This window comes from Ancylobacter sp. Lp-2 (assembly GCF_020523795.1).
Classification (GTDB): domain Bacteria; phylum Pseudomonadota; class Alphaproteobacteria; order Rhizobiales; family Xanthobacteraceae; genus Ancylobacter.
The window spans coordinates 188,466-208,721 of the sequence record NZ_JAJALI010000003.1 but is presented as its reverse complement, the minus strand read 5'-3'; the positions used below and the strand labels follow the sequence as shown (position 1 = coordinate 208,721).

19 protein-coding genes are annotated in these 20,256 nt (G+C 68.6%); 6 read left to right on the top strand and 13 right to left on the bottom strand.

The features are described from left to right. Positions 1 to 5 precede the first annotated feature (5 nt). The 10 genes from LGR54_RS09260 to LGR54_RS09210 form a co-directional block, all read right to left on the bottom strand. The gene (locus LGR54_RS09260; RefSeq protein ID WP_230361684.1) at positions 6 to 812 is read right to left on the bottom strand and encodes an SDR family NAD(P)-dependent oxidoreductase; all 807 of its coding nucleotides are present in this window, start codon (positions 810 to 812) and stop codon (positions 6 to 8) included. Then, positions 809 to 2,068: an aminotransferase class III-fold pyridoxal phosphate-dependent enzyme gene (locus tag LGR54_RS09255; protein ID WP_230361683.1), complete on the bottom strand. Its 1,260-nt coding sequence runs from the start codon at positions 2,066 to 2,068 to the stop codon at positions 809 to 811. The genes LGR54_RS09260 and LGR54_RS09255 overlap by 4 nt, the downstream gene beginning before the upstream one ends. Before the next feature lie 30 nt (positions 2,069 to 2,098). Next, a complete protein-coding gene (locus tag LGR54_RS09250) occupies positions 2,099 to 3,385 on the bottom strand; it encodes a TRAP transporter large permease (protein WP_214008233.1) in 1,287 nt (428 codons plus the stop codon). Positions 3,386 to 3,503: 118 nt separating this feature from the next. Beyond that, positions 3,504 to 3,983 (bottom strand): TRAP transporter small permease subunit, encoded by a 480-nt coding sequence (locus tag LGR54_RS09245; RefSeq protein WP_230361682.1) that lies wholly within the window; start codon positions 3,981 to 3,983, stop codon positions 3,504 to 3,506. Next, on the bottom strand, positions 3,980 to 4,963 hold the full coding sequence (locus LGR54_RS09240) for a TRAP transporter substrate-binding protein (RefSeq protein ID WP_230361681.1): 984 nt from the start codon (positions 4,961 to 4,963) through the stop codon (positions 3,980 to 3,982). The genes LGR54_RS09245 and LGR54_RS09240 overlap by 4 nt, the downstream gene beginning before the upstream one ends. A 208-nt stretch (positions 4,964 to 5,171) precedes the next feature. Then, a complete protein-coding gene (locus LGR54_RS09235) occupies positions 5,172 to 6,125 on the bottom strand; it encodes a LysR family transcriptional regulator (RefSeq protein ID WP_255607435.1) in 954 nt (317 codons plus the stop codon). A gap of 144 nt (positions 6,126 to 6,269) precedes the next feature. Further along, positions 6,270 to 7,037 carry an ABC transporter permease gene (locus LGR54_RS09225; protein ID WP_304511996.1) on the bottom strand — a complete coding sequence of 256 codons (768 nt, stop codon included), beginning with the start codon at positions 7,035 to 7,037 and terminating at the stop codon, positions 6,270 to 6,272. Then, on the bottom strand, positions 7,034 to 7,963 hold the full coding sequence (locus LGR54_RS09220) for an ABC transporter ATP-binding protein (protein ID WP_230361680.1): 930 nt from the start codon (positions 7,961 to 7,963) through the stop codon (positions 7,034 to 7,036). Before LGR54_RS09220 ends, LGR54_RS09225 begins: the two co-directional genes overlap by 4 nt. Next, positions 7,960 to 9,192 (bottom strand): ABC transporter permease, encoded by a 1,233-nt coding sequence (locus LGR54_RS26015; RefSeq protein WP_230361679.1) that lies wholly within the window; start codon positions 9,190 to 9,192, stop codon positions 7,960 to 7,962. Before LGR54_RS26015 ends, LGR54_RS09220 begins: the two co-directional genes overlap by 4 nt. Then, positions 9,189 to 10,112 carry an ABC transporter substrate-binding protein gene (locus LGR54_RS09210; protein WP_230361678.1) on the bottom strand — a complete coding sequence of 308 codons (924 nt, stop codon included), beginning with the start codon at positions 10,110 to 10,112 and terminating at the stop codon, positions 9,189 to 9,191. The genes LGR54_RS26015 and LGR54_RS09210 overlap by 4 nt, the downstream gene beginning before the upstream one ends. A gap of 157 nt (positions 10,113 to 10,269) precedes the next feature. Here LGR54_RS09210 and LGR54_RS09205 point away from each other — a divergent pair, with 157 nt between their 5' ends. The 6 genes from LGR54_RS09205 to LGR54_RS09180 all read left to right on the top strand — a co-directional run bounded on the left by LGR54_RS09205 (position 10,270) and on the right by LGR54_RS09180 (position 17,241). Further along, the gene (locus LGR54_RS09205) at positions 10,270 to 11,163 is read left to right on the top strand and encodes a fatty acid desaturase (protein WP_230361677.1); all 894 of its coding nucleotides are present in this window, start codon (positions 10,270 to 10,272) and stop codon (positions 11,161 to 11,163) included. A gap of 344 nt (positions 11,164 to 11,507) precedes the next feature. Further along, entirely contained in the window at positions 11,508 to 12,593 is a 1,086-nt protein-coding gene (locus LGR54_RS09200) for a Gfo/Idh/MocA family protein (protein WP_230361676.1), read from the top strand. A 198-nt stretch (positions 12,594 to 12,791) separates the two neighbouring features. Beyond that, entirely contained in the window at positions 12,792 to 13,928 is a 1,137-nt protein-coding gene (locus LGR54_RS09195; RefSeq protein ID WP_230362073.1) for a Gfo/Idh/MocA family protein, read from the top strand. Between the two features lie 186 nt (positions 13,929 to 14,114). Further along, positions 14,115 to 15,131 carry a tripartite tricarboxylate transporter substrate binding protein gene (locus tag LGR54_RS09190; protein WP_230361675.1) on the top strand — a complete coding sequence of 339 codons (1,017 nt, stop codon included), beginning with the start codon at positions 14,115 to 14,117 and terminating at the stop codon, positions 15,129 to 15,131. Positions 15,132 to 15,273: 142 nt separating this feature from the next. Beyond that, positions 15,274 to 15,723 (top strand): tripartite tricarboxylate transporter TctB family protein, encoded by a 450-nt coding sequence (locus LGR54_RS09185; protein ID WP_230361674.1) that lies wholly within the window; start codon positions 15,274 to 15,276, stop codon positions 15,721 to 15,723. Between the two features lie 9 nt (positions 15,724 to 15,732). Next, on the top strand, positions 15,733 to 17,241 hold the full coding sequence (locus tag LGR54_RS09180) for a tripartite tricarboxylate transporter permease (protein WP_230361673.1): 1,509 nt from the start codon (positions 15,733 to 15,735) through the stop codon (positions 17,239 to 17,241). Positions 17,242 to 17,321: 80 nt separating this feature from the next. Here LGR54_RS09180 and LGR54_RS09175 read toward each other — a convergent pair whose 3' ends face one another. From LGR54_RS09175 to LGR54_RS09165, 3 genes are all read right to left on the bottom strand, one after another. Continuing rightward, positions 17,322 to 18,284 carry a LysR family transcriptional regulator gene (locus LGR54_RS09175; protein ID WP_230361672.1) on the bottom strand — a complete coding sequence of 321 codons (963 nt, stop codon included), beginning with the start codon at positions 18,282 to 18,284 and terminating at the stop codon, positions 17,322 to 17,324. A 61-nt stretch (positions 18,285 to 18,345) separates the two neighbouring features. Then, positions 18,346 to 18,894, bottom strand: coding sequence for a carboxymuconolactone decarboxylase family protein (locus tag LGR54_RS09170; protein ID WP_230361671.1), 549 nt, complete (start codon positions 18,892 to 18,894; stop codon positions 18,346 to 18,348). Positions 18,895 to 19,201: 307 nt separating this feature from the next. Next, positions 19,202 to 20,239, bottom strand: coding sequence for a Gfo/Idh/MocA family protein (locus LGR54_RS09165; RefSeq protein WP_230361670.1), 1,038 nt, complete (start codon positions 20,237 to 20,239; stop codon positions 19,202 to 19,204). Positions 20,240 to 20,256 lie beyond the last annotated feature (17 nt).

Sequence of the window (20,256 nt, the reverse complement as noted above, 5' to 3'; positions counted from 1 at the left end):
TCGGTTCAGGCCGAACGCGGCAGGCCGGGAATGCGGCCGAGGGCGGATTCGGTATAGCCGCCATCCATGCAGATGTTCTGGCCGACAATGAAGCCCGCATCCGGGCCGAGGAGGAAGGCCACCGTACCGGCGACGTCCTCCGCCTCGCCGACGCGCCCGAGCGGCACGATGCGGTTGCGCTCCGCCGCCACCTCCGGGTTGCGGTAGATCGCCTCGGTGAGCGTGGTGCGGATCATGCCGGGCGAGACGCTGTTCACCCGGATCCCGGCCGGCGCCCATTCCTGCCCGAGCTGGCGGCACAGCATGATCAGCGCCGCCTTGCTCGCCGAATAGGCACCCATGCCGGGATGCGGCGCCATGCCGGAGGCCGAGGCCACCGCGACGAGGGCGCCGTGGCTGGCGGCGAGGTGCGGATGCGCCGCCTTTGCCATGAGCCAGACCGCGCGGGCATTGACCGCGAACAGCCGGTCCCACTCGGCGGGATCGAGCGTCGCCAGCGGCGCCGGACCGGTGATGCCGGCATTGGCGACGACGCCGTCGAGCCCGTCGCAGAAGGCCGAGGCCTCGGCGACCAGCTGCTCCGGCACCAAGGCGTCGGCGAGGTCGCCGGCGAGGGTGGTGACGTCGGCGCCGAGGTCGCGGAGCTCGGCCGCCACCCCGGCGAGGGCGTCGCCGATGGAACGGCCGGCGATGGCGATGCGCAGCCGCCCGCCGTGCTGGCGCCCGAGCTTGAGCGCGATGGCCGCGCCGATGCCGCGGCTGGCGCCTGTCACCAGCAGGCGAACCGGCGCGTTCTCGCTGGCGGGGCTCATCCCTTGAAACCCGAGGCGGCGAGTGCGCGCGCGGCGGCGCGGAAGGCCGGCACGGTGACTTCCATCTCGCTGTCGCCATGGGCGAAGGAGATGAAGTAGCGCCCCCAGGGCGAGGGCAGGCCGACCACGCCGTGCCGGCGCAGCGTGTCGCTCACCAGTCGGGTCGCTTCCGGCCGCACCTTGGTCCTGGCCTCGTCATAGTTGCGCGGCATGCGGTCGGTGAACCACAGCGAGAACACGCTGTCGAAGCCGGTGGTGATGGCGGTGATGCCCTCGGCGGCGAAGGCCTCGACCGCCGCGCGCCGCAGCGCCGCGCCCCAGTCGAACAGCCGGGTATAATGGCTCTCGTCTTCCAAAAGCTTCATCGTCGCCAGCACCGCCGAGGCGACCAGCGGGTTGCCGTGATAGGTGCCGAAGCAAGGAACCGTGCCGTTTTCCACCACTTCGAACGCTTTGGGCGTGCCGAGCACGGCGGCGACGGGCACGCCGCTGCCGATGGCCTTGCCGAGGGTGACGAGGTCCGGCGTCAGGCCGAGTTCTTCCGACACCAGCTTCACGCCGCGCCTGAGGCCCACCATCACCTCATCGGCGATGATCAGCGTGCCGTTTTCCTGCGCCCGCTTGCTCAGGTGCTCGAAAAAGGCGCGCTCGGGGACGAGGCAGCCGGTGTTGCCGAGCATCGGCTCGACGAGGATGGCGGCGAGATCGTCGCCCATCTCGTCGAAAAGCTGATCGATATCATCGACTTCGTTGACCCGGAACAGCGTGGTGCCTTCCTTGACCGGGCGTTCGTTGGTGCGCTCGGCTTCAGCGGATTCCACCAGGCCGAAGCGGATCGGGTCGAACCAGCCATCATAGCCACCGACCGCCTTGGCCATCAGCCGCCTGCCGGTGGCGGCGCGGGCGATGCGGCAGGCGAGGTGCACCGCCTCGGTGCCGGTGGTGGCGAAGGTGGCGCGGGTGACGCGCTCGCCGCCGATGCGGACCAGCGCCTTGCCGGCCAACTCCTCGATATCGTTGGAGAATCCCGGCATCGGGCCATTGTGCAGCGCCTTGACGCAGGCCTCCATCACGTCGGGATGGCCGTGGCCGATCAGGCTGGCGCCCATTGCCATGCCGTAATCGACGAAGCTGTTGCCCTCCGTATCGATGAGCCGCGCGCCGTGGCTGCGGGACACCGTGAAGCCCTTGCCGTCGAGCAGCGGCAATTTGCGGGCGCTGCTCGAGACGCCGAACGGCACCGTCAGTGCGTCCATGTCATTTACTCCAGTGATATCAGAGGCTTGTCAGAATCCGAGAAGCTTGGGCAGCCATTCGGTGGTGGCCGGAACGAAGGCGACGACCAGAAGGCAGATGTTGCTGCTGATGAAGAAGGGGATCAGCCGCCTTGTGACCGGGTTCACCCCGATCTTGGCGATGTTGCAGACCACGAAGATGTTGGTGCCCACCGGTGGGGTGAAGAGCCCGATACCGCCGGAGATCACGAAGATCAGTCCGAGCTGGTAGGGTTGCAGGCCGACTTCGAGGCCGATGGGGTGGACGATGGGAGCGAGGATGATCAGCGTCGGGCCGAGATCGGCCCAGGTGCCGACGAAGGTGAGCAGCAGGATGATCAACAGCGTGGTGACGACATAGCCGGCGCCGAGGTCATGCAGCAGGCCCGCCGTCCATTGCGGCACCTCCTCCACGGTGAGGATCCAGGAGAAGGGCACTGACACCGCCATGATGATCATGATGGCGCCGGTCATCTTCACCGTCTCGTCGCCGACCTTCCACAACTTGCCCCAGCTGATCTCGCGATAGAGCAGGCCGCCGACCACCAGCGCCCACACCACCGCCACGAAGGCGGCTTCCGTGGGGGTGACGATGCCGGTGAGCATGGAGCCGAGCACGCCGACCGGCATCAGCACCGCCGGCAGGGCGCGGAACAGGTGCCTGGAGAAGGAGGCGATGGTCGGCGTGGTCTCCGACTTGGGGAAGTTCTCGCGCACGCCGACCCAGTAGGCGGTCAGCATGAAGGTGACGGTGAGCATCAGGCCGGGGATGATGCCGGCGGCGAACAGCCCGCCGATCGAGGTATTGGTGATGACGCCGTACATGATCATCACCACGCTGGGCGGGATGATGATGCCGAGCGTGCCGGCCGCCGCCGTCACCGCGGCGGAGAAGTCCTTCGGGTAGCCGCGCTCGGTCATGGCGGGGATCATCACCGAGCCGACGGCGCCGGTGTCGGCGGTGGCCGAGCCGGTGATGCCGCCATAGACCATGCAGGTGGCGACGTTGACGAGGCCGAGGCCGCCGCGGATGCGGCCGAACACGTCGTCGCACAGATTGATGATGCGCCGCGTCAGCCCGCCCTCGTTCATGATGCCGCCGGCGACGAGGAACAGCGGGATGGCGGCGAGCGCGATGGAATTGGCGCCGTTGAACACCTGCTGGGCGAACCAGGCCGGCGGCAGCGGCACCAGGCCGACCGTGATGACGACCAGCGCCGACATGGCGATCGACCAGGCGACCGGCACGCCGGAATACAGCGTGAGCGCGAACACGCCGAAGAGAACGAGGAGGGTCATGCGGATCTTTCGGCGTCTGGATCGTTTCCGCTCCTCATGGAACCGCGGAAACGATCCAGATCGTTGAGTTTACACATTTTCTTCACGCGAACCGGAATCCACTTCGCTCGAAAAGGCCCTAGCGCAGGATTCGGAACAGGCGCAGCAGCGCGATGGCGCCGAGGCCGACGCCCATGAAGATGACGATGCCCTGCATGGTCCAGGAAGGGATGCGCATCACCGGCGTCGGCATGTAGCCGGTGCGCCCGAGCATCGCGTAGCCGCTGCGGATGAGAGCGGCGGAGACCAGCAGCAGCACCAGCGCGTGATAGGTGCGGAAGAACGGCCCGCGGTCGCTGCTGGTGCCGTCCACCGAGACGTTCTCGCCGACCACCTCGGCCAGCACGGTGCCGACCGCGATGATCCAGAGGAACATGATCGACAGCATCTCGAACGACCAGGTGACGCCCTGGATGTGGAAATAGCGACCGACCACGCCGAGCCCGGTGGAGACCAGCAGCACGAGGAGCGCTAGCATCCCGGCCCAGCTCAGGCCGAGATGCACGGCGCGGCCGAACCGGGCGAGCCCGGTCCGAGCCGGCACGGCGGGGGCGCTCACGCCTTGGCCGCCGCGTCGCGCACCGACTTCACGAGATCGGCGCCGTATTCCTTCGAGAAGGTCTCGTAGACCGGGCCGACCATGGCGGCGAAGGGCGCGGTGTCGACGGGGTTCACCTGAAGCCCCTTCTCCTTCAGCTTGGCGATGACGCCGGCATAGGAGTCCGCGATGGCGGTGCGGTACCAGCCCTGCGTCGCGGTGGCGGCGTCGGTGACCGCCTTGCGCTCGGTGGGGGAGAGGCTGTCGAGCTTGGCCTTGTTGGCGTACCACCAGTTGGCCATCCACATGTAGTTGGACAGCGACAGATACTTCTGCGCCTCGTACCACTTGGCGTCGTAGAAATCGCGCAGCTCCGGCTCGGCGCCGTCGACCACGCCGCTCTGCAGCGAGGTGTAGACCTCGCCATAGGGAATGGCCTGCGGCAGCGCGCCCAGCGTCTTGATGGTCTCGATGGCGACCGGGATCGGCGGGGTGCGCATCTTCAGCCCGGCCATGTCCGCCGGCTTCTCGATCGGGTGCTTCGAATTGGTGAAGCTGCGGAAGCCGGAATCCAGCGCGCCGATGATCTCGTAGCCCTTCGGCGGGGCCATGGCGTAGATTTCCTTGCCGACCGGGCCGTCGAGGACGGTGTGGACCTTGGCGAAGCTGTCGAACAGGAAGGGCAGGGACACCACGCTCATGCGCGGGTCGATGGCGTCGATGACGCCGCCGAGTCCCATGTCGATCGAGCCGTCGCCGACCTGCTCGCAGACCGGGCCCTCGTCGCCGAGCAGGCCGTTGGCGAAGATCGTCACCTTCACGCTGCCGCCGGTCGACTTCTCGACATCGGCCTTGAACTTCACGAGAGCCTGCTGGATGAGGCTGTCCTCGGGCGAGGAATGCGCCACCTTCAGCGTGGTGGCGGCCGAGGCGCGCCCGGTAATCGCGAAGGTGGAGGCGGCGGCGACGCCGGCAATGAAAGTCCTGCGGTCAATGCGCATAGTCGTCTCCAAATGTCTCACCCGTCAAAATCAGATGAATCCTCGGAGTTCCTGCCCTGATATCGTTCTGTGCGAGAGACGTATCCCTAGGCGGCAGGGAATACCGCTTGGGCGGGCTCTCGATGACGAGTTGGTGACACTGTGGTCCTGCGGCGCCCGTAGCGTCAATTGCCGAGGGACGGGGGCGGGCCAACAAGTTCTTATGGTTTCATAAGCCCGCTTTATTCGTGGCGGCGACAAGGGTGGCGCCGGCGAGCGCCGGCTCCGGCGTCTCGATCCAGCTGACGGCACCGACGCCGGGCTCGTAGGGCCGGGCGAATTCGCGGCGCAGGAAGGCGGCGAGCCGGCGGGCGGCGAGGCGCTCGCTGCGGCTGACCAGCAGCACCAGCGGCAGCGCCGGCAAAGCGGGCAGGCCGTCTTCCTCGCCGAGGCAGCGCCAGCCGACCGGCACCGCTGATTCCGGCAGCACGGTGAGCATGTTGCCGGAGGCGACGGCAAGGTGGATGCCGCTGACATGCGAGGAGGTGTGCGCGAGCCGCCAGGGCCGGCCGGCACGGTCCAGCGTGGCGAAGACGCGCGGCCGGGCCGAGCAATCGTCGGAGAACATGGCGAGGCGCAGCACGTCCTCGTGCTCGGGATAGCCGTTCGGGCCGGTGCACCAGACCTGCCGCTCATAGCGGAACACCTGGTCCGGCGGGTCCTCCGGCCCCTGGGTGACAATGGCGACGTCGAGCTCGCCATTGTTCATCATCAGCCGCAGCTTGCGCGAGAAATCGCAGGAGAGGTCGATATAGACGGCGCGGTTCTGCGGACTGAAGCGGTGCAACAGCGCCTCGCCGATCGAGCCCATGAAATCGTCGGGCATGCCGAGGCGTACCCGGCTCTCGGTCACCCGGTCGGCGACGGCGGCGAGCGCCTCGGCCTCGATCGACTGGATCTGCCGGGCATAGCCGATCAGGCACTCGCCGGTGACGGTGGCGGTGACGCGGCGATGGCCACGCTCGAACAGCTTCTTGCCGAGCCGCTCCTCCAGCCGCGCCACGGACATGCTGACCGCCGCCTGCGTCTTGCCGAGATGCTCGGCAGCGGCGGTGAAGCTGCCGAAATCGGCGACGGCGATCAGCGCGGCCAGCGCGTCGCTCTCGAAATGGCGCACGTCCATCCTCTCCCGCTGCGGCCCCTTTTCACGGGAGCCCCTGTCCGGGAGCGGAGAGTAGCGCGGCGCCCGGGGCGCCTTAAGATCGAATTAACCGCATTTTTCCGGTGAATATGGCGCTACATTAGGCAGGTCATCGGCATGCCCCGCTCAGTGCAGCGCCCGCTCCAGCTCGTCGAACCACAGATCGGTGGCGACCGCGAACAGCCCGACCAGCAGGGCGCCCTGCAGCACATAGGCCGGGTTGGAGCCGGACAGGCCCTCGATGATCGGCGAGCCGAGGGTGAGGGCGCCGACGGTGGAGCCGATAGTGGCAGTGCCGATATTGAGGATCACCGAGGTGCGGATGCCGGACAGGATCACCGGCGCGGCGAGCGGCAGCTCGACCTTGACCAGCCGCCCGGCCGGCGACAGGCCGATGCCGTCGGCGGCCTGCACTGGCGCGGCGGGCACCGCGCCGAGCCCGGCGATGGTGGCGCTGACCACCGGCAGCAGGCCGTAGACGATCAGCGCGATGACGGTCGGGGCGCCGCCATAGCCGATGGCCGGCACCGCCAGCGCCAGCACGGCGGTGGGCGGGAAGGTCTGGCCGACCGCGGTCAGCGTGTCGACCGGGCCGGCGAAGTCGCGCCCGGCCGGGCGGGTGACGAAGATGCCGATGGCGATGCCGAGGCTCACCACCACCAGGCTGGCGAGGCCGACCAGCCCGGCATGGGAGAGTGCGAGGTCGAGGAAGCTGGCGCGGGTGTAGAGCGGGCGCGGCAGATCCGGGAACAACGCATGGAACAGCGGGCCGCTATAGGGCAGCAGCATCAGCGCGGCGGCGAAGGCGAGGCTCGCCCACACCGCCGGGCGGGCGGCGAGGCGGGCGAGGGCGCCGGCGGGCGGGCGGGTGTGGCCGCTGGCGATGTCGCTCATGACGTCACCACGTCGGCGAGCGAGAGCGTGCCGCGCCGTCCGGCCTGGTCGCGCACCGGCAGCCGGTCGGTGCCGCCAGCGACCATCAGCGCCAGCGCCGCGTCCAACATGGCGTCGGCGGCGATGGGCTCGCACGCGTCTCCGTGGTCGACCGAGTAATCGGTGCGCTCGCCGACCGGCGTCACCTGCAGGAGCCGCAGGCCCCGGCGCGGGCCGCCGACGAAGGCCTCGACGAAGCTGTTGACCGGGTGAGCGAGCAGTTCGCGCGGCGTGCCCTGCTGGATCAGCCTGCCGCCGTCGAGCACGGCGATGCGCGAGGCGAGGCGGATCGCCTCGTCGATGTCGTGGGTGACGATCACCACCGTCTTGCCGGTGCGGGCCTGGATGTCGATGAGCGCGCCCTGCAATCCGTCGCGCGTCACCGGGTCGAGGGCGCCGAACGGTTCGTCCATCAGCAAAAGGTCGGGATCGGCGGCGAGCGCGCGGGCGACGCCGACGCGCTGCTGCTGGCCGCCGGACAGTTGGTGCGGCCGGCGGTGGCGGTACAGCGCCGGATCGAGGCCGACGAGATCGAGCAGTTCGTCGACGCGGGCCGATATGCGGGCGGGCGTCCAGCCGAGCAGCTCCGGCACGGTTGAGATGTTGCGGGCGATGCTCCAGTGCGGGAACAGGCCGATCGACTGGATGACGTAGCCGATGCGCCGGCGCAGCGCGACGGCCGGCAGGCTGGCGGCGTCGGTGCCCTCGATGAGCACGCGCCCGCCATCGGGCTCGATGAGGCGGTTGATGAGGCGCAGCGTCGTCGACTTGCCGCAGCCGGAGGCGCCGACCAGCGCGCAGATCGAGCCGGTGGGCACGGTGAGCGAGAGCTGGTCGACCGCGACGGTCGGGCCGTAGCGCTTGGTGAGGCGGTCGAGCACGATCATGGACGCTCTCCGGTGGCGATGAGCTCGCCGAGGCTGCGCAGCGCGAGGTCGAAGACGAGGGCCAGCGCGATGGCCGACAGCGCGCCGAGCAGGATGAGGTCGGTGGCGGTCTGGCCGAGGCCCTGGAAGATGAACACGCCGAGCCCGCCGGCGCCGATCAGCGCCGCCACCACGGTGAGGCCGGTGAGCTGCACCACCACCACCCTGAGCGCCGCGACGAGGATTGGCAAGGCGAGCGGGATGGAGACGCGGCGCAGGATCTGCCGCTCGTCGAGCCCCATGCCGCGCGCGGCGTCGATGACGGCGGGCGGCACCGAGGCGAGGCCGGTGAAAGCGCCGCGCGCCACCGGCAGCAGCCCGTAGAGGGTGAGCGCGATCACCGCCGGCGCGGCGCCGATGCCGCCGATGCCGAGCGCGCGCAATCCCGGAAACGCCCCCGATAGCGCCGAGAGCGGCCCGATCAGCAGGCCGAAAATCGCGATGGAGGGAATGGTCTGGATGAGGTTCAGCACCGCGAAGAGCGGCTTGCGCCAGCCCGGCCGCCGCAGCGCGAGGAGGCCGAGCAGCGTGCCGATCGGCAGCGCGGCGGCGAGCGCGCCGCCGACCAGAGCGAGGTGGCGCAGCATCTCGGCGCCATAGGCGGCGCGGCGGTTGGCGAATTCGCGCGCCAGCGACAGGTCGGACAGCGCGCCGGAGGCGGCGAGGGCGAGGAGCGCGCCGACCACCGCCGCGGCGATGGCCGATTGCGCCAGCGGATGCGGCGCGAGCCGCCCCACCGCGTCGGCGAGTGCGAAGGCGGCGCCGGCGGCGACGATCCAGAAGGCGGCGCCGAGCGAGGTGCGCGCCACCGGTCCGCTCGCGGCGGCGACGAGGCCGGCCGCATGGGCGGCGGCTAGGAGGCTGGCGACGAGCAGCGCGGCGGCGATCAGGGCGATGAGCCGGTCGCGCCAGACTCCGGAGCGGATGAGCGCCGACGCCCCGAGCGCCACCACCAGGGCGGCGACCAGCGCGGCGACGCCCGGCTCCACCGCCACCCACAAGGCGAGCGGCTTGCCGCTGACGATGCGGTTCGGTGCCGCCGACACGAAGCCGAGGCTGCCCAGCGCCACCACCATGCCGGTGACGATGAGCACCAGCAGCGGGTTGGCGCGGGGAGCGCCGGCACGGGGCCGGGCGGGCGCGGCGGCTTCCGGCGCCGGAGCGACGACCGCCTCGCCCGCGAGGCTCACTTCAGCAGTCCCTTGCCGGTCAGCCACTCCTTGGCGACGGCGCGGGCGTCCTGGCCTTCGATCTGCACCTTGGCGTTGAGACCCTGCAGGGTTTCCAGCGTCAGCGCCGAGAAGGCCGGGGCGAGCACGGTAGCGATCTCGGGATGCGCCTCCAGCACCGCCGCGCGCACCACCGGCGCCGGCTCGTAGACCGCCTGCACGCCCTTGGTGTCGGCCAGCACCTTGAGGCCGAGCGCGGCGATGCCGCCATCGGTGCCGTAGACCATGGCGGCGTTGACGCCGGAGGTGCCCTCGGCCGCCGCCTTGATGGTGGCGGCGGTGTCGCCGCCGGACAACACCAGCAACTGGTCCTGCCCGAGCTTGAAGCCATAGGCGCTCTGGAAGGCCGGCAGCGCCGCCGCGCTCTCGACGAACTCGGCCGAGCCGGCCAGCTTCACCTTGCCGCCGCCGGCGACCCATTTGCCGAAGTCGTCGAGCGTCGCGAGATTATTGGCCTTGGCGACGTCGCCGCGCACGGCAATGGCCCAGGTGTTGTTGGCCGGGGCCGGCTGGAGCCAGACGACCTTGTTGGCGGCGTCCAACTCCTTGGCCTTGGCATAGGCGGTGTCGGCCTTCTTCCACGCCGGGTCGGCGTCGACATTGAAGAAGAAGCCGGCATTGCCGGTATATTCCGGGTAGATGTCGACCTCGCCCTCCAGCAGCGCGGTGCGCACGATCTTGGTCGGGCCGAGCGAGATGCGCTCCTTGACGTCGAGCCCTTTCTGCTCCAGCAGCAGCGCGATGATGTTTCCAAGCACCGCACCTTCGGTGTCGATCTTGGAGGCGACGGTGACGCTGTCGGCGGCAGAGGCCGCGACGGGTACAGCAAGGCCGAGGCCGGCGACGAGCGCGGCGGTGGCGATAAGGCGGCGAAGGCTCATCGTAGTGCTCCCCTCATGCGCACCGGCCTACCGGTCCGCGGATCCGCTAGACATATCACTAGTAAATTTATAGACAATATGTACTGATAGTCTTCCTTACTGGCATACAATTCGCTTGCCAGCCGCGATGTTCCCTCCCTCTCCGGTCCTTCTCTCCATGCCGCACTCTCCCCGCCTCGAATGGCCGACCATAGGCCTTGCCGTGCTCATTTATGGCGGCTGGCTTGCCCTGACCTGGTGGTGGGAGGCGGTACCGTTTTGGATGCTCTGCGCGGTCGGCGGCTGGCTGGTCGCCTGGCAGGGATCGCTGCAGCATGAGGTGATGCACGGGCATCCCACGCGCTCGCGGCGCATCAACGACGCGGTCGGCTGGCCGCCGCTGTCGGTGTGGCTGCCCTATCCGATCTACCGCTCGTCGCATCTGCGCCACCACCGCGACGAGCACCTCACCGATCCCATCGAGGACCCGGAATCGGTGTATCTGCGCCAGACCGACTGGGACCGGCTCGGCGGCGTCACGCGGCTGCTGCTGCGGTTCAACATGACGCTGGTCGGTCGCCTGACCCTCGGGCCGTTCATCATGATCGGCGGCTTCCTGTGGACCGAGGCCCGCGCCGTGTGGCGCGGCGAGGGCAAGGCGCGGCGCATCTGGGCGCGGCACGCGCTGGGCGTCGCCGGCCTGCTCGCCTGGGTGGTCGGCGTGTGCGGCATGCCGCTGGCGACCTATCTCTTCGGCTTCGTCTATGTCGGCGCGGCGCTGACCCGGCTGCGCTCCTTCGCCGAGCACCGCTTCGCCGAGGAGCATGAGGAGCGCACCGCCATCGTCGAGAAGGGCGGCCTGCTCGGCCTGCTCTACCTCAACAACAATCTGCACGTGCTGCATCATCTGCGCCCGCACCTGCCGTGGTACCGGCTGCCGGCGGTCTATCGTGACGAGCGCGAAGATCTGGTGGAGCGCAATGGCGGGCTGGTCTATGCCGGCTATCTCGACGTCGCCCGCCGCTTCCTGCTGCGCGCGCATGACGATCCGCGCCACCCGAAGGCGAGCTGAACCAGCACCTTTCCTCAGACAAAAACGGGTGACGGTCGGGAGACCGCCACCCGCGAGGCGGGAGGGAACGGGGCGGGAGGACACGCAAGACCTCGCCGCCGTCGACCCTGACAATGCCGGACCGGCGGGCCGGTTGCTTTCGAGATCGCCGCTTGTCAGATCGCCGCCCGCGCCGTGGCTCCGCCCGGCGCCTTCGAGATGCCGCCGGGCCGCCGTCGGGTACTTGCAGCCGCCTCCTGCCATGCCCTTTCACTATGTCCCAATGGCGAAAGAGTATTTGCGCGGCCTGACACCGCATGGTCCGCTCCGGGTCAAATAAAAGTCTGACCCTGGGGTGGAAAGTGATGAGGCAGGTCGAGGTCGCCGTCATTGGAACGGGCTGGTGCGGAGGTATTCGCGCCGAAACCCTTTCGCGCTCGGCGCTGGTCGACCGTCTGCACATCTGCGAGATCCGCCCCGAGCGACTGGAGGAGGTGCGCCTCCTCACCAAGCCGGCCACCGCCACGCTCGACTATCATGACATCGTGGAGAACGACGCCATCGAGGTGGTCTACATCTCGACGACGCCGGAGAACACGCATTACCCGATCGCCCGCGACTGCCTGAAGGCCGGCAAGCATGTGCTCCTGGAAAAGCCGATCGCCATGGAGCTGTGGGAGGCGAACGAGCTCATCGAGCTGTCACACCGCAACCGGGTGAAGTTCACCATCGGCTATTCGCAGCGCTTCAACCCCAAGATCGCCTATGCCAAGAAGAAGATCGCCGACGGCACGCTGGGGCGGGTCGTGAACGTGATGGTGTCGCGGCATTTGTCGCGCAGCCTCGGCAAGAAGATCGCCTCGCGCACCAAGCTCTCGCCGGCGGCGATGGAATCGACGCACGATCTCGACTTCGTGTTCTGGCTGCTGGAGCCGGCCAAGCCGCTGCGGGTCTATTCGCAGGGCGCCTATGGCTACATGCAGGATATCAACGGTTCCTATGATTGCATGTGGTCCACGGTGACGATGGACAACGGCACGCTGGTGGTGATCGGCGGCGGCTGGAACCTGCCGCCGGCCTATCCGAACTATTGCGGTACCTGGATCGAGATCACCGGCACCGAGGGCGCGCTGATCCTCGACGACACCCAGCGCGACAACTGGCTGAGCACGGTGAGCGAGGGCACGCGCTTCCCGATGTCGACCATGCCGGGCGAGCAGGTCGACCATGTGTTCGCCGGCCAGATGGGCCCGGAGACCATCCATTTCCTCGAAGCCGTGCTGCGCGACCGGCCGGTGATGGTGGCGCCCGAGCACGCGCGCACGGTGATGCAGAGCTACATGGCGGCGGATCTGTCGGCGGCGATCAACGAGCCCGTCGACCTGCCGCTGTCGAACCGCGCGCTGGCGCAGATCAACGATCTGAAGGCGGCCGCGCTGGCCGCCTCCTGACAACTGGCGTGGCTCGGGCGAGACGCCCCGTCGCGCGCTTTTATCCATGCTCTTTCACTATGTCCCAATGGCGAAAGAGTATTTGCGCGGTCTAGCCGCGCATGGTCCGCTCGCATCCAGGACGGATACATGCTGTCGGATCGAAATCATGATGCAGGACCGTCGCTGTACTGCACAAGAACTGGAGGATCATCCGTGATGCGCCGCAACTCGCCCAAGGGGATCGGTCTCGCCATCATCGGCGGCGGGCGCGTCGGCCTGTTCCGCGGCGCGGTCGCCGCCCGCCATCCGGCGGTGGAATGGATCGGCCTCGCCGAGATCGACGCGGAGAAGGGACGGCGCGTCGGCGCGGAGATCGGCGCCGACTTCGTCACCACCGACCATCGCGAATTGCTGAAGCGCCCGGAGGTGACGGCGGTGATCGTCGCCACCGACGAGCATCTGCATGTCGACCCGGTGATGGCGGCGCTGGAGCGCGACCTGCCGATGCTGATCGAGAAGCCGCTGGCGACGCATCTCGGCGACTCCGCCCGCGTGCTGCGCGAGATCGAGGCCGCCGGCGTCGACGCGGTGGTTGGCTACACCCAGCGCTTCCGTCGCCGCTGGCTGGCGGCGAAGGAGAAGGTGCGCACCGGCGCGCTCGGCGACGTGACGATGGTCACCTCCCGCGCCTTCATGAACCGACTGGTCGCCATCGACAATTACCGCCGCTCCAACGCGCCGGAGACCATCTCGCCGATGGTGATCTCCGGCACCCACGCGCTCGACATCGTCATGTGGTACCTGGAGGCCAAGACACCGGTGGAGGTCTATGCCCGCTCGGTCGACAAGGTGCTGGGCTCAGACTGGCGCGGCATCGACGGCACCGCCGGCATGATCATGATGAGCGACGGCTCGGTCTATCACCTCAGCATCTCCTGGGCGCTGCCGGTGACCTGGCCGGGCGCGGTGTACAGCCTCGACGTCGGCATCGTCGGCACCACCGGGGTGCTGACCATCGACGACACACACCGCGACATCGTGCTGGCGGTCTCGGCGCCGCAGGAGGAAGGCTACCTGCCGGACAAAAGCCGCCTCGTCGACTTCATGGGCTCGTATCCGCCCGGCGACATGGCGCTCGGCGAATTGCGCGGGCCGATGCGCACCGAGACGGAATCCTGGCTCAACCGCATCGCGCTCGATTTGCCGACCCAGCACGCCACCGCCGCCGAGGCGCATAACCGGCTGATGCTCACCAAGGCGCTCGACCTCTCCGCCAAGCTCAAGCGGCCGGTGAAGCTGCCGCTGGAAGTCGAGGGCGAGCGCGAGATGATGCGCGAGGCCGCGATGGCCTGAGAACGGTTGGGCCTGAGATCGGTTGGGCCTGAGAACGGTTGGGCCTGAGGAGGCACGGCCTGAACAGGCCGGGCCGGGGCGCCAGGGACCGCAGAGGTTTGGACTGACGAGACGTGCCTGCCACCGCAAGCTGAAAACGGCGCCAGCCAAAACAACAAGCGGCGTCGCGATTCCTGGGAGGGAACGATGAAAGCCTGTCTGTCCGTCACACGCCGTGCCGTGCTCTCCGGCGTGGCCCTGGCCGGCGCCGTCCTCGCCGCCGGCCTCGCGACCGCGCTTCCCGCCTCGGCGCAGGCCGACTATCCGAACCAGCCGATCACCCTGATCGTGCCCTTCGCCCCGGGTGGCGCCTCGGACTTCGCCGCCCGGCTCCTGCAGCCGCGGCTGTCGCAGATCCTCGGCCAGCAGATCGTGGTGGAGAACCGCGACGGCGCCGCCGGCAATGTCGGCATGGACCTCGCCGCCCGCGCCAAGCCGGACGGCTACACGCTGTTCCTCGGCAATGTCGGTACGGTATCGATCAATCCGTACATCTTCTCGAACCTGCGCGTGAAGCCGCTGCAGGACTTCGTGCCGATCTCCATCGTCGCCGACACGCCCGGCCTCCTGATCGCCAACCCGGCCTTCCCGCCGAACAACGTCAAGGAACTGGTGGAATATGTGAAGGCGCGGCCGGGACAGGTGAACTTCGCCTCGCCGGGCTCGGGCTCGGTCAACCGGCTGGAAATGGAGGCATTTCGCCGCGAGGCCGGGCTCGACATGATCCATGTGCCCTACAAGGGCGGCGCCGGACCGGCCACCGCCGACGTGATGGGCGGGCATGTCAGCCTGATGTTCGTCACCATCTCCTCCGGCATCAACCATGTGAAGGGCGGCCGGCTGAAGGCGCTCGGCGTCTCCACCAAGCAGCGCGTGCCGCAGCTACCGGACGTGCCGACCATGACCGAGCAGGGCTTCCCCAAGAGCGTGTCGTCGTCCTGGCAGGGCGTCCTCGCCCCGGCCGGCACGCCGCAGCCGATCATCAACAAGCTGCACGCCGCCATCGTCGAGGCGATGAAGGATCCGACCATCAAGGAGCGCATGGGCGAATCCGGCGTCATCGCGGTGTCGAGCCCGACTCCGGCGGACTTCAAGGCCTATATCGAGGCCGACGCCGCCAAGTGGAGCGGGGTCATCAAGGACATCGGCGTCAAGGCGGACTGACGCCCGCGACCGCCGCAGGGCCGGCCCGTATCCCGGTGCCGGCCCTCGTGTGCCGTCCCTCTGCCTTCGCTTCCGGCCCCCATCCGCCGAGCCTCGATGCGGCGTCCGCGCCGCACCCGGCGGACCACCGAACGGGTGCTCCATGAACATCAGGCTTTCGTCCGACTTCCTCACCGGGCTGCTGTTCTGCAGTCTCGGCGCCGTCGCCATCATCATCGGCTCGGACTATCCCGTCGGCACCACCTCCCGCATGGGCGCCGGCTATTTCCCGCTGGTGGTGAGCAGCGGCCTCATCCTGCTCGGCGGCATCCTGCTGGTGCGCTCGATGGTGAGCGAGACGCAGGAGGTCGGCGAGGTCGACATACGCCCGCTCGTCGTGCTGCTTGGCGGCGTGCTGGCGTTCGGCTTCCTGATCGAGGATTGGGGATTTCCCGTCGCGGGCCTCGCGGTGGTGGTCGCCTCGCGCATCGCCGGGCGCGACCTAAAACCGTGGCTGGAAACCGCGCTGCTGGCCGTCGGGCTGGTGATCTTCTGCACCGCGCTGTTCTCCTATGGCCTCGGCCTCAATCTTCCCCATACGCGGTTCTGGTGAGGGCAGGGCATGGAACTGTTCAACGACCTCCTGCTTGGCTTCTCCGTCGCCCTGACGCCGATGAACCTGGCCTATGGCTTCCTCGGCGTGCTGCTCGGCACCATCATCGGCGTGCTGCCCGGCCTTGGCCCGGTGGCGACCATCTCGATCCTGCTGCCGGTGACCTTCGCGCTGCCGGCGCCGGCGGCGCTGATCATGCTCGCCGGCATCTATTACGGCGCGCAATATGGCGGCTCGACCACCGCGATCCTCGTCAACCTGCCGGGCGAGAGCTCCTCGGTGGTGACCGCCATCGACGGCTACCAGATGGCGCGCAAGGGGCAGGCGGGGCTGGCGCTGGCCACTGCCGCTTTGTGTTCCTTCATCGCCGGTACGCTGGCCACCATCGTCATCGCGGTGGCGGCGCCGGCGCTCGCCGAGGTGGCGCTCGATTTCGGACCGGCCGACTATTTCTCGCTGATGCTGTTCGGCCTCGTCGCGGCGGTGATCCTCGCCCATGGCTCGATCGTCAAGGCGATCGGCATGATCCTGGTCGGCATCCTGCTCGGCACCATCGGCATCGACGCCAATACCAGCGTCGAGCGTTTCACCTTCGGCATTCCCTCCTTCGGCGACGGCATCGACTTCGCGGTGATCGCTATGGGCATGTTCGGCATCGGCGAGACCATCTCCAATCTCGGCGGCAGTGAGCAGAGCCGCACCTTCGTCAAGGAGGTGAAGAACCTCTGGCCGCGCTGGGCCGACATCAAGCGCTTCATCGCGCCGGCGCTGCGCGGCACCGTGCTGGGCGGCTGCCTCGGCCTGCTGCCGGGCGGCGGGCCGGTGCTCGCCTCCTTCTCCACCTATGCGCTGGAGAAGAAGCTCTCCAAGACGCCGGGCGAGTTCGGCAAGGGCGCCATCGAGGGGGTCGCCGGGCCGGAGGCCGCCAACAACGCCGCCGCGCAGACCGCCTTCATCCCGATGCTGACGCTGGGCTTGCCGTCCAGCGCGGTGATGGCGCTGATGATCGGCGCCTTGATGATGCAGGGCCTGTCACCCGGACCGCAGCTGATGAACCAGCGGCCGGACCTGTTCTGGGGGCTGATCGCCTCCATGTGGCTGGGCAATTTGATGCTGGTCATCCTCAACCTGCCGCTGGTCGGCATCTGGGTGAAGCTGCTCTCGGTGCCCTACCGCATGCTCTATCCGGCGATCATGCTGTTCTGCTGCATCGGCGTGTACTCGATCCACAATAACGCGCTCGATGTGGTGCTGGCGGCGATCTTCGGCGGCTTCGGCTTCCTCGCCAAGAAGCTGCATTGCGAGCCGGCCCCGCTGCTGCTCGGCTTCATCCTCGGGCCGATGATCGAGGAGACGCTGCGCCGGGCGCTGCTGATCTCGCATGGCGACCCGTCGGTGTTCGTGACGCGGCCGATCAGCCTGAGCTTCCTGGTGCTGACCTTCCTTCTGCTGATCGTGCTGGTGGCGCCGATGATCCGGGTGACCCGCCAGCGCGCCTTCGAGGAAAGCACCGACTGAGGCGGGGAACCTGTGGGGCTGAAACGACGACGGCCGGGCGTGGAGCCCGGCCGTTTCGCGTTGAGGAGGCTTGCTGTGGATCAGGCAACGCCGGCCAGTGTGCGCCGCTGCGGCGTGGCCCAATGCGCGGCGTTCGGGTCGGGCAGGGCGCTGAAGATGCCGCGCTGGGCGAGAGCGTCGATCTCGGCGCGTAGCAGGCCCATCACCGCCTGGGCAGCGGCGCTGACCTTGTCGCCGACATGCGAGAGCATGATGGTGCGTGAGAGATTGACGCCGCCGACCGCCAGCCCGGTGAGCAGGCCCTCGTCGATCTCCTTGCGAAAGGCGGAGATCGGCATGATCGAGGCGCCGCGCCCGCGCAGCAGCATGCGGCGGATCGCCTCCACCGCGTCGATCTCGCAATCGACCTCGATGCACACGCCGTGCGAGGCCAGCTGCTCGTCGACCAGCGCGCGGATGCCGCGCGTCACCAGCATCGGGGTGGAGGCGAGCTCGTCCAGCGTCACCACCGGCGAGACGCCGCGCGACAGGCGCGGCATCACCACCACGATCGGCTCGGTGAGCACGGCAGTGAAGCGCAGCGCCCGGTTCGGCGGCGGGTTGGTCAGCAAGGCGAGGTCGACCTGGCTGTTGACGAGGTCGACCTGAAGCCGGCGGGTGAACTCCTCGACGATGGTGAGGTTTATCGCCGGATAGGCGGAGGCGCAGCGCTCGATGAGGCCGGGGGTGAGCAGCGAGGACAGCGTCGGCGAGATGCCGACCACCACCCGGCCGGACACGCCGTCGCCGCCGATGTTCATCTCCTCGGCGGCGCGGGCGACCTCGTGCAGGATCCGCCGGCTGTGCTGGAGAAAGCGGCGGCCGGCGAGGGTGAGCTGCACCCCGCGCGGCAGCCGGACCAGCAGGGGCGTGCCGAGCTCGGTCTCGATGCGCTGGATGTGCCGGCTGAGCGCGGGCTGGACGATGCCGAGATCGCGGGAGGCTCGGGTGATGCTGCCGAGCTCGGCAACGCGCACGAAAGCCTCGATGCTGCGCAGTTCCATGGCGTTTTCCTCCGAACGGGGCCTGTTCTGTTGTGGTGTGCCCCTTGTGGTGCTGATCCTCTCACGCGGGCGACGGGACGCGAAACACGCGTAGCGCGATGGCGAGCATCGAATAGTAGCCGAGCAGGCCGGTCAGCTCGATCACCGTGCGGCGACCGAAGCGGCCGACGGCGGCGGCGAACAGCTCGTCCGGCACGTCCTTGTGCCGGTAGACCGCGCTGGAGAAGTCGTGGACCAGCGCCGCGTCGGCGTCGGTGAAATCCGGGCGGCGGCCGGCGGCCAGCGCCTCGATCTCGAATTCCGGCACCCCGGCCTTGCGCGCCTCGCGGGAATGCACGCCGAACTCGTACTCGGCGCCCCAATAGACGGCGGTGGTGAGGATGGCGAGCTCCGACAGGCGCGGGGACAGGCCGGTGCGGTAGCGGCAGAAGGCGCCGACCGCCTGCGCGGTCTCCGCCAACTCCGGGCTCTCGACATAGATGTGGAACGGCGCCGGCACCGCGCCGGCGCGCGGGCGGCCGATCTCTTCGAAGATGCGGCGCTGCTCGGCGTCGAGCGCGGCGGGGTCGAGCTCGCGGTAGCGGGGGTCGGTCTCGGTCAGGCTGTCCATGCGTTCCTCGGTCGTTTGTCTTTCTTGTCCTCTCCCCGTCCGATCTCGGCTGTTGCTGAGTTCGGTTTCAGCAAGGTCGAAGTCGGCAACTGCCGGCTTCGACGGAGAGGTGGCCTGCGTAGCGGGTCGGCGAGAGGGGACTACATTGGGAAGTCCGGAAGGCTCCTCACCCCACCCTTCTCCATCGACATCGGATACATCCGATGTCGATCATTCCGAGTGCGGAACCCGGCAATTGCCGAGTTCAGCACGGGGAGAGGGAGCGTCGTCGTCCCAAGCGTCGTGCGTCGAGCAATAGCCTCAAGTCTCAGGCGCTGGCGGCCAAAGCCGGGCGGTCGTCGGTCTCCTCGACCGCGTCGACCTTCACCGGCAGGTTGGTCGCCACCGAGCGGCAGATGGCTTCGAGAACCGCGATGTTGCCGATCTTCTGCGCGTCGGTGAAGACATAGGGCGCGCCGGTCTCGATGGACCGGGCGAAGGCTTCGAGGTTGGCGCGCACGGTGTCGGTCCATTCGTACTCGCGCACCTCGCGCCGGCCATCCTTGTGCTGGATGGTCAGCGTCGTCGGGCCGGGGGTGTCGGGATGGGTCTGGTTGCGCGCCTCGATCCAGGCGTCGGTGCCGAACACGGTGATGCCGATATAGAGCGGCGTCACCAGGATGGCGTTGAGATAGCCGGTGGCGCCGGAGGCGAAGCGGGTGTGCACCGACACGACGTCGCCATTCGGCCGGTCGGAAGCGCGGGTGGCGGTGGCGGCGTAGACCTCGGAGATCGGCCCGAACAGTTCGAGGAAGCCGTCGGTGAGATGGATGCCCATGGCGGTCATGCCGGCGGCGGGGGCGTCGATCGGCGAGGCGCGCCAGTCGGTCTTCGGAACGCTCGCCAGCTTGTCATGGCTGAAATTTGCCTCGACATGCATGATCGTACCGAGCGCGCCGGACTGCACGAGGCGCTTGATCTCCAGCATCGCCAGCTCGTAGCGGCGCTCATGCCCGATGCCGAGCTTCACCCCGGCGGCGCGGCAGGCGGCGACCGAGCGCTCGGCGTCGGCACGGGTCAGGGCGAGCGGCTTCTCGCAGAACACGTGCTTGCCCGCGCGGGCCACCTGCGCCACCTGCGCCGTGTGCAGCGAGTGCGGCGTGCACAGGATCACCGCGTCGATCGAGGGATCGTTCAGCACATCGTCCCAATTGGTCGTCAGCGGGATGCCGTGCTCGGCAGCGAAGGCGGCCTGCGCTTCCGAGGTGTCGATGGCGGCGACGATGCGCAGCTCACTGGAATCCGCCATGCGGCGGATCATGTGCTTGCCCCACCAGCCGAGGCCGGCGATTGCGGCGCGGATCATGTGTCCTCCCTTCGCCG

Bases quoted from the DNA above. Each gene is read 5' to 3' on its own strand.
- LGR54_RS09255 (WP_230361683.1), bottom strand. From the start codon at position 2,068: ATGGACGCACTGACGGTGCCGTTCGGCGTCTCGAGCAGCGCCCGCAAA.
- LGR54_RS09180 (WP_230361673.1), top strand. From the start codon at position 15,733: ATGGAACTGTTCAACGACCTCCTGCTTGGCTTCTCCGTCGCCCTGACG.
- LGR54_RS09175 (WP_230361672.1), bottom strand. From the start codon at position 18,284: ATGGAACTGCGCAGCATCGAGGCTTTCGTGCGCGTTGCCGAGCTCGGC.
- LGR54_RS09225 (WP_304511996.1), bottom strand. From the start codon at position 7,037: ATGAGCGACATCGCCAGCGGCCACACCCGCCCGCCCGCCGGCGCCCTC.
- LGR54_RS09220 (WP_230361680.1), bottom strand. From the start codon at position 7,963: ATGATCGTGCTCGACCGCCTCACCAAGCGCTACGGCCCGACCGTCGCG.
- LGR54_RS09200 (WP_230361676.1), top strand. From the start codon at position 11,508: ATGAGGCAGGTCGAGGTCGCCGTCATTGGAACGGGCTGGTGCGGAGGT.
- LGR54_RS09210 (WP_230361678.1), bottom strand. From the start codon at position 10,112: ATGAGCCTTCGCCGCCTTATCGCCACCGCCGCGCTCGTCGCCGGCCTC.
- LGR54_RS09185 (WP_230361674.1), top strand. From the start codon at position 15,274: ATGAACATCAGGCTTTCGTCCGACTTCCTCACCGGGCTGCTGTTCTGC.
- LGR54_RS09240 (WP_230361681.1), bottom strand. From the start codon at position 4,963: ATGCGCATTGACCGCAGGACTTTCATTGCCGGCGTCGCCGCCGCCTCC.
- LGR54_RS09260 (WP_230361684.1), bottom strand. From the start codon at position 812: ATGAGCCCCGCCAGCGAGAACGCGCCGGTTCGCCTGCTGGTGACAGGC.
- LGR54_RS09205 (WP_230361677.1), top strand. From the start codon at position 10,270: ATGCCGCACTCTCCCCGCCTCGAATGGCCGACCATAGGCCTTGCCGTG.
- LGR54_RS09170 (WP_230361671.1), bottom strand. From the start codon at position 18,894: ATGGACAGCCTGACCGAGACCGACCCCCGCTACCGCGAGCTCGACCCC.
- LGR54_RS09235 (WP_255607435.1), bottom strand. From the start codon at position 6,125: ATGGACGTGCGCCATTTCGAGAGCGACGCGCTGGCCGCGCTGATCGCC.
- LGR54_RS09165 (WP_230361670.1), bottom strand. From the start codon at position 20,239: ATGATCCGCGCCGCAATCGCCGGCCTCGGCTGGTGGGGCAAGCACATG.
- LGR54_RS09195 (WP_230362073.1), top strand. From the start codon at position 12,792: ATGCGCCGCAACTCGCCCAAGGGGATCGGTCTCGCCATCATCGGCGGC.
- LGR54_RS09190 (WP_230361675.1), top strand. From the start codon at position 14,115: ATGAAAGCCTGTCTGTCCGTCACACGCCGTGCCGTGCTCTCCGGCGTG.
- LGR54_RS09250 (WP_214008233.1), bottom strand. From the start codon at position 3,385: ATGACCCTCCTCGTTCTCTTCGGCGTGTTCGCGCTCACGCTGTATTCC.